This window comes from Pseudomonas sp. Sample_9 (assembly GCF_004307535.1).
Classification (GTDB): domain Bacteria; phylum Pseudomonadota; class Gammaproteobacteria; order Pseudomonadales; family Pseudomonadaceae; genus Aquipseudomonas; species Aquipseudomonas mercuritolerans.
Genome location: NZ_RAZO01000497.1, coordinates 1 through 7,707 on the forward strand (window position 1 = coordinate 1; position 7,707 = coordinate 7,707).

8 protein-coding genes are annotated in these 7,707 nt (G+C 62.4%); 5 read left to right on the forward strand and 3 right to left on the reverse strand.

All coding sequences use genetic code 11. The features are described from left to right. The 3 genes from fecA to D6877_RS28250 form a co-directional block, all read right to left on the reverse strand. The coding region (gene fecA, locus D6877_RS28240) for a TonB-dependent Fe(3+) dicitrate receptor FecA (RefSeq protein ID WP_130912807.1) at positions 1-2,291 on the reverse strand (2,291 nt) is incomplete at its 3' end. A gap of 144 nt (positions 2,292-2,435) precedes the next feature. Then, the gene (locus D6877_RS28245) at positions 2,436-3,368 is read right to left on the reverse strand and encodes a DUF4880 domain-containing protein (protein WP_130912808.1); all 933 of its coding nucleotides are present in this window, start codon (positions 3,366-3,368) and stop codon (positions 2,436-2,438) included. Further along, positions 3,365-3,895 (reverse strand): sigma-70 family RNA polymerase sigma factor, encoded by a 531-nt coding sequence (locus tag D6877_RS28250; protein ID WP_130912809.1) that lies wholly within the window; start codon positions 3,893-3,895, stop codon positions 3,365-3,367. Before D6877_RS28250 ends, D6877_RS28245 begins: the two co-directional genes overlap by 4 nt. 146 nt (positions 3,896-4,041) lie before the next feature. Here D6877_RS28250 and D6877_RS28255 point away from each other — a divergent pair, with 146 nt between their 5' ends. The 5 genes from D6877_RS28255 to D6877_RS28275 form a co-directional block, all read left to right on the forward strand. After that, positions 4,042-4,347, forward strand: a complete 306-nt coding sequence (locus D6877_RS28255; RefSeq protein WP_041479671.1) for a DUF3649 domain-containing protein — start codon at positions 4,042-4,044, stop codon at positions 4,345-4,347. Next, positions 4,344-5,927, forward strand: coding sequence for a PepSY-associated TM helix domain-containing protein (locus D6877_RS28260; RefSeq protein ID WP_130912810.1), 1,584 nt, complete (start codon positions 4,344-4,346; stop codon positions 5,925-5,927). The genes D6877_RS28255 and D6877_RS28260 overlap by 4 nt, the downstream gene beginning before the upstream one ends. Then, positions 5,927-6,253, forward strand: coding sequence for a DUF3325 domain-containing protein (locus D6877_RS28265; protein ID WP_130912811.1), 327 nt, complete (start codon positions 5,927-5,929; stop codon positions 6,251-6,253). Before D6877_RS28260 ends, D6877_RS28265 begins: the two co-directional genes overlap by 1 nt. Before the next feature lies 1 nt (position 6,254). Next, on the forward strand, positions 6,255-6,821 hold the full coding sequence (locus D6877_RS28270) for an RNA polymerase sigma factor (protein WP_130912812.1): 567 nt from the start codon (positions 6,255-6,257) through the stop codon (positions 6,819-6,821). After that, positions 6,818-7,707: FecR domain-containing protein (locus D6877_RS28275; protein ID WP_130912818.1), on the forward strand; the 890-nt coding region annotated here is incomplete at its 3' end. The genes D6877_RS28270 and D6877_RS28275, both read left to right, overlap by 4 nt.

A 7,707-nucleotide genomic window follows, 5' to 3' on the forward strand; every position in this document is an offset into this window, starting at 1 on the left:
CCCACGTACTTGCCCTTGTTGTTGTCATCGAACGAGCGTGTGAAGTACTGCGTGTTGAAGATGTTCTTCACCCCCACCGCCACATTCAGATCAGACAACTGCGGGCCGAAGTCATACCCGGCGCGGCTGCTGAACAGCATGTAGCCGGGGATCTTGCCAGTGCTGCCATCGGCGCTTTCCTTCGAAGTGTTGGCGTTGTCGGCAAACTGGTCGCTCTGGAAACTGCTGTCCAGATTCAGCTTCCATGGCCCTTCGGTATAACCGACGCCAATCGTGCCTTTGTGCTTGGAGGAAAACGGCACGCGGTTGCCTTTGTTCGGCCCGTCCTCGCGGATGGTGGCGTCGACATAGGCATAACTGGCGTAGACATCGAAACCGGCCAGTGCCGGGCTCAAATCGTCGAGCGCGTAATTGACGCTGGTCTCGATGCCCTGATGGCGGGTTTCGCCGCGAGCGATCACCGAATCGTTGGTCTGGTTGCTTTCGTACTGGTTGTCGAAGTTGATCAGGAACGCACCGATTTCAGCGCGCAGGGCACCGTTGTCATAGCGCGTGCCGAGTTCCCAGGTGCGCGCCTTTTCCGGCTTCACTTCGCCGCTGCTCACGCGGTTGGGCATCTGGCTGTATTGCACGCTGCCGAACGAGCCTTCGGTGTTGGCATACAGGTTCCAGCTGTCGGTGAGGTGATACAGCACGTTCAGCGCCGGCAGCGCGGTGTTGTAGTCACCCTTGTATTTGACGTTGGTCAGGTTGTTGGTCTGTTGCGACTCGATCATCTCGTAGCGCACGCCCGGAGTGATGGTCCATTTGCCGATGTCGATGCGGTCATCGACGAAGAATGCGTTGGCCTCGGTACCACCGCGAGTGTCGCGGTCGTTGCGGCTGCTGGTGGTCGGGTATTCGTTGGCGCTGATCGGCGTGCGATAACGCAGTTCGTGGCCGGCCTCGTTGATGTAGCGGTAGCCGACGCCGACTTCATGGCTGCTCGGACCGAGATCGAAGCCTTGGGCGAAACGGGTTTCCAGACCACGTACCCAATACTCGCGCGGCGACAACGAAAGGAATGTGCCCTGATCCAGATAACCGCTGCGCAGGGTTTTGGTGAAGAAGGTGTTGGCGGTGAATTCGCGGCGATCCTGCTGATAGCGATAGCCGAAGTTGAACATCGTGCGGCGCCCCCAGAACTGGTCTTTCGGCCGCGTCGATTGATACGGATCGGCATCGTAATCGGCGACGTTGAGACCGCCGGGCATGTCGGCCTTGCCTTCGTAATACTGGGCCATGGCGTTGAAGCTGTTGGCCTCGTCGAGCTGGTACTTGCCCTTGAGGATCAGGTCGTCGATCTCGGTATCGCTGTGTTCGCGCCAGTCACCGCCACGGGTGCCGGAGTACAACAGCGCACCACCGAGGCCGTTGGCGTTGGTGCCGCCGGCCAGCAGATTGGCGCTGGTCTTGAAACCGTCGTGGCTCGACGATGGGCTGGTTTCAGTCTGGAATCCACCCTTGACCGTTGGCTCGTCGGGAATCGCCCGGGTCACGAAGTTGACCACGCCGCCGACGTTCTGCGGGCCATAACGCACCGCGCCGCCGCCGCGCACCACGTCCACCGCATCCATGTTGCCCATGCTGATCGGCGCGAACGACAGCTGCGGCTGACCATACGGCGCGAAAGGCACCGGGATGCCGTCCATCAGCACTGTCGAGCGTGCGGCCAGGCGCGGATTCAAACCGCGAATGCCGAAGTTCAGCGCCATATCATGGCTGCCCGTGCCGTTGTTCTCCGGCGCATTCACACCGGGGATGCGATTGAGCACATCGCGGGCCTGGGTCGCGCCTTGGCGTTCGAATTCTTCGCGGCGGATCACATCGCGCGCGCCCGGGTGTTCGAAGACGTTGATCTGCGCCGCGTCGCCGAGCCAGTCGCCGACCACGGTCGAGGTGCCCAGCTCCAGCGCCGCGTCAGCCAGCGGTTGCAGGCTGAAGGCATTGTCGCCTTCGGCGCGGGCTTGCAGGCCGGTGCCTTCGAGCAAGGCATCGAGGCCTTGTTGCGTCGTGTAATTGCCCTCAAGACCCCGGCTCTGCACACCGGTGGTGACTTGTGAACCGAAGGAAATCAGTACGCCGGCTTCCCGGCCAAACTGGTTCAGCGCGGTTTCCAGCGACGCCGGGGCGATGTGATAAACCTTGGCCTCGGCGCCCAGCGCAGCGGGCAGGGCGGTGAAACTCAGGCTGGCGCCGAGCAGAAGATTGCGCAGGCTGCGGGTCAGTGGCGTAAGACGGGTGGGCTGCATGTGGATGATCCTGAGAAGGTGGAATCAAGGGGGCTTTCCTTCTCTGTCACGCCAGATTTGAAAAACGGCTCATTTTTTAAAAATCAAAAGATCGCAGCCTTCGGCAGCTCCTACACGAAGGCTGCGATCTTTTGATCTTGCTGTTCAAACCCGCGCTTCGACGCTCACCCAATAACGGGTAAAGCGCTTCACTTGCACCGGCAGACTGATCTGCAACAGGTCGAGAATCCGCTCGCTGTCATCCAGCGGATACGTCCCGGAAATCAGTAGATCGGCAACCTTGCTGTCGCACCGCAGCTGCCCACGACGATAACGGCCAAGCTCTTCGAGGAAATCGCCGAGGCGCATATGGGCGGCGACCAGCATGCCGTCAGTCCAGGCACCGCTGTTGGCGTCCAGTGGTTTGGCCGCGCTGACGGAGCTGGCCGTAAAACTCAACTGCCGCGCGACCGGCAGTAGCATCGGCGCGCGGTGCTCGGCGATGAGTTCGACACGTCCTTCAAACAGGGCGATCTGCGTGCGATCAACAAACTGCCGCACATTGAGGCGCACATCTTGGGTTTTCAGGACGCCGTGTGCTGTGCGTATTTCGAACGGATTTGCAGCGCTCAACAGCATTTCGCCCTCAAGCAGACGAATCAACCGCTGCGCACCATCAACATCAACCGAGCTGGCGGTATTGAGCTGCAACGAATCGGCACCGCCCAAGGCAATCTTGCGCCGCTGGCCGACCGGCGTGCGGTAATCGGCGAGCAGCGATGGCAGTGGCGTGTGCTCGCGCAGGCCCCAGGTCGCTGCTGAGCCGGCACCGAGAATCAGCAACATTTTCAACGCCTGACGGCGGCTGCCCGACTTCGGCCCATTCAGCGCCGCGTGGGCCAACGGCGACGCCACGCCGCGTAGGCGCTGGTTGACCCGTTGCATGTGTTCCCACGCCCGGCGGTGTTCGCTGTGCGCGTCCAGCCATTGTTGCCAGGCCTGTTGTTGGCGCGGGCTCAGCGTGCCCTGCTGCATTTCCAGCAGCCAGTGCACCGCCTGTTCGGCGACTTGCGCGGAGAAATCCGGCACCCGATTCACAGGGCGAAATAGCAGCGCATGGCCGCTTTGTTCAAATGGCGTTTGACCGTGGCCACCGAAATACCCAGTTCTGCGGCGATCTGTGGATAAGTCAGACCATCGACCTGAGCGAGCAGGAATGCGCGTTTGACCTGGCGCGGCAAACCGTCGAGCAGCTCATCGAGTTCGACCAGCGTCTGCAGGATGATCGCTTTGTGCTCTTCCGACGGCGCGACCATTTCCGGCATTTGCGCCAGCGTCTCGAGGTAGGCGCGTTCCACATCCTGGCGCCGGTAATGATTGAACAGCACGCGCTTGGCCAGCGTGGTAAGGAAGGCGCGCGGTTCGATGATCAGCGGTGGGTCGCGGGCGGTCAGCACCTTGATGAACGTGTCCTGGGCTAGATCCGCCGCGCTGTCCGGGCAGCCGAGCTTGCGCCGCAACCAGCCGGTGAGCCAGCTGTGATGAGCGTGGTAGAGCGATTCGACGGGATGGGCGGGCGGCAACGAAATCACTCCGGACGCAAAATTTGCGTAGAGAACGTGCATTAGAGAACAAGAACGGTTCGCATTGTAGAGGCTGACGACAGTGTCCGGCAATCAGATGCTTTTGCGTATGAGAATATTTATCATTAATATTGCTCGCCTGTAGATTCGGCTTGTCGGCCGAACGTTTTTCGTTTCAGGGTCGAAACATGAAAGGTAAACTCGCCACTCTTCCCATGTCCTATCGTCTGGCCGTCACTTCGCGAGTGCTGGCGGCGATTTTCGGCGGCTATCTGGTGGCGGCGCTGGCCAGTGTCACCCTGACGTTGTGGCTGCCGCTGAACCGCGCCGAAGCGGTGGTCACTGGCATGACCGTGTCCTTTCTGGTCTATCTGGTCGCAGTGCTCTGGTGCTTTGCCTGCCGCAGCGCGTGGTCGGCGTGGGTCGGCCTGTTGGTGCCGAGCGTGATTCTCGCCACCGTTTCCGGTGCCGCGCGCGGTCTGGGGCTGGCATGAAAGAGGGCTTCCGGCAGGCGATGGCCTGGCTGCACACCTGGGCCGGGCTGGTGTTCGGCTGGTTGCTGTTCGCGATTTTTCTCACCGGCACGCTCGCTTATTTCAAAGACGAAATCAGCCACTGGATGCAGCCGGAAATCGCTGCACATTCGCTTGATAGCGAAGCGAGCCTGGCGCTGGCGCAAGATTATCTGCAACAACACGCCGCCGGCGCCTCGCGCTGGCTGATCGATTTGCCCGATGCCCGCGACCCCGGTCTGACGGTGCGCTGGCAACAGGCGCCGGGCAAACCCGGCGAGCGCGGCCGCTTCGAATCCCGAACTCTCGACGCTCAGACCGGGACCGAAGTACAGGGCCGCGAAAGCATGGGCGGCGAGTTCTTTTACCGTTTCCACTTCCAGTTGCAGATGCCTTACCCGTGGGGGCGCTGGCTGGCGACCATCGCCGCAATGGTGATGTTCGTTGCGTTGATCAGCGGCATCATCACCCACAAGAAAATCTTCAAGGACTTCTTCACCTTCCGCCCGCGCAAGGGCCAGCGTTCCTGGCTCGACGGGCATAACGCCGTGGGTGTGCTGGTGCTGCCGTTTCACTTGATGATCACTTACAGCAGCCTGGTGATTTTCATGTCGATGGTTATGCCGGCGAGCATCGTTGCCTCTTACGGCAGCGACGTGCGCAAGTTCTACGACGAAGTCTTTCCCGCCTCGAAGACGCCCGAGCGCGCCGATGTCGCCGCACCGCTGACCGCCATGGCGCCGCTACTGGCCAAGGCCAGCGAGCAATGGTCGGGCGGCCACACCGCGCGCCTGTCGGTGAGCAACCCGGGCGATGCCAGCGCCACGGTGGTGCTGTCCCGCGCGGGCGATCGGGTGGTGCATGATTTCGGCCGGGCGGTGACGTTCAACGGCGTCACCGGGCAGCTTCTGAGCAGTACACCCGATCAACCCGTAGCGATGGCGGTGGGTGGCGCGTTTTACGGTTTGCACATGGGCCATTTCGCCGGGCCGCTGTTGCGCTGGCTGTATTTCGTTTGCGGATTGGCCGGCACGGCGATGATTGGCACCGGGCTGGTGATCTGGCTCGGCAAGCGGCAGCTCAAGCACGTGAAAAGCGCGGCGCTGCCGTTCGAATTGCGCTTGGTCGAGGTGCTGAATATCGCCAGCATGGCCGGCCTGGTATCGGCGGTGGCGGTGTTCTTTTTGGCCAATCGACTGCTGCCGGTGAGTCTGGCAGGGCGGGCCGATTGGGAAGTGAATGCGTTTTTCATGGCTTGGGGTCTGAGCGTGGTGCACGCGGTGTTGCGTCCGGGACGCAAGGCGTGGATCGAACAGCTGACGCTCGGCGCTGCGCTGTTTATCGCGGTGCCGCTGATCAATGCGCTGACTGCGCCGTGGAATCTTGGCGCGACCCTGATGCAGCGCGACTGGGCACTGGCCGGATTTGATCTGACGTGTCTGGCGACGGGGCTTTTTCTTGGCTGGGCTGCACGCAAGATGCAGCGTGCGGGCGAGCGCGTCAGCGTTCGCAAAGCAAGTTCTTCGCCTCGCTCGATCACAGTCGAACAGGGGGCCAACTGATGCTGCTGGCCTTGTTGCTCACCTATGCCGGCTTCACCGCGTTGTGCCTGTCGATGCCACGCCATCATGCCGAATTGCTCGGCGCCAAACCGTCGACACGCCGCCGTCAGGGTCTGGCGTTGGCGGGATGGCTGTTGCTGGCGCTTTCGCTGTGGGCGTCGGTCGCGGCCAGTGGCTGGAGTTTCGGTCTGGTCGACTGGTTCGCGGTGCTGATGCTCAGCGCTTTGGCATTGGTGCTGTTGCTGCCGTATCGCCCGCGTCTGGCCATGGCACTGGCCGGGTTGAGCCTGCTGGCGAGCCCGGTCGCCGCATGGGCGCAGTGCTGAAATGCTGATCGGTCTGCCACCGGAATCGCGTGAGGATGAAGCGCGTGGCGCGCGTGCGCATTTTCTCCAGGTGTTTCTGTCCCAGCGTGCGCAAATGGAGGCGCTGGTGAATCGGCGCGTCGGTTGTCGGGCGACGGCGGCGGACCTGGTCCAGGATCTGTTTTTGCGCTTCTGGCGGCGGCCGCTGGTCCAGGTCGAAGAGCTCAGCACTTATCTGCTGCGCTGCGCCGGCAACATCGCCATCGATCATTTGCGCAGTGAAGGCACGCGCACGCGGGTCAACGAAGGCTGGCAGCCGGACGAACCCGACAGCCATGGCAGCGAACCCCAGGCCGCCCTCGAAGCCGGCAATGATCTGCGCCACGTCGAAGCAGCGTTGCGCGCCTTGCCCGAGCGCACGCGGCAGATCTTTCTGCTCAATCGCATTCACGGGCGCAAGTACGCCGAGATCGCCAAGGCCATGGGCCTGTCCCAAAGTGCCGTGGAAAAACATATGATGCGCGCCCTCGAGGCCTGCAAGGCCAGCCTGCGCGATCCCGCGCCACGCCTGCCAGGGAAAGCACCGTGAAGCCATCCGATCCGATCACACCGACGCCGGCCCAGGAGCAGGCCGCGCTGGCCTGGCTGAGCCTGTTGCACGACCGCCCGAGCACTGGCGATCAGCTGACCTTCAGCCAATGGCTGCGCGCCGACCCGGCCCATGCCGAGGCGTATGCGCAGGCGCAGGTGATCTGGGAACTCAGCGAAGCCCCGGCGCGCACGTTGGCCGATGAAGAGGCGCTCGCGCTGCAAGGTTATCTGCAGGCGATGGATCGCCCGCGTCGTTCGCCGTTGTTGCGTTGGTCCGGAGCGCTGGCGATCGCCGCATGTCTGCTGCTGATGGTCAGCCTCGGCACAGGGTGGCAGGCGCAACGCTGGCTCGACGATCTGCGCGCTGATCACGTCTCGGCACCTGGGGAAATTCGCACGGTGACACTGGCCGATCAGTCGCAAGTGACGCTGGATGCCGACAGCGCGATTGCTGTGGATTTCAGTCATGGCCAGCGCCGCGTGAAATTGATCAGAGGCGCTGCTTTCTTCAGCGTCACTCACACTGGCGATCCGTTTGTGGTGGCGGCGGAGCAGGGCGAGGCGCGGGTGCTCGGCACGCAGTTCGAAGTGCGCCGGCAACCTCATGGCGCGCAAGTGACGGTGTTGTCCGGACGTGTCGCGGTGACGGCGGATGAGCATGGCCAACAACAGATTCTCACGGCCGGCCAGCAGGTTGCTTATGCCGACGGCACTGCGGAAAAACTGCTTGCCGTGGACAGTGAAGCGCAACTGGCCTGGCGTCAGGGTTGGCTGACTTACTACAAGACCACGCTGGGCGAAGTCGTCGAGGATCTGCGCCGCTATTACCCGGGGCGGATTGTGCTGCTCAACGATGAGCTGGCGGCGCGCAAGGTCAGCGGCAG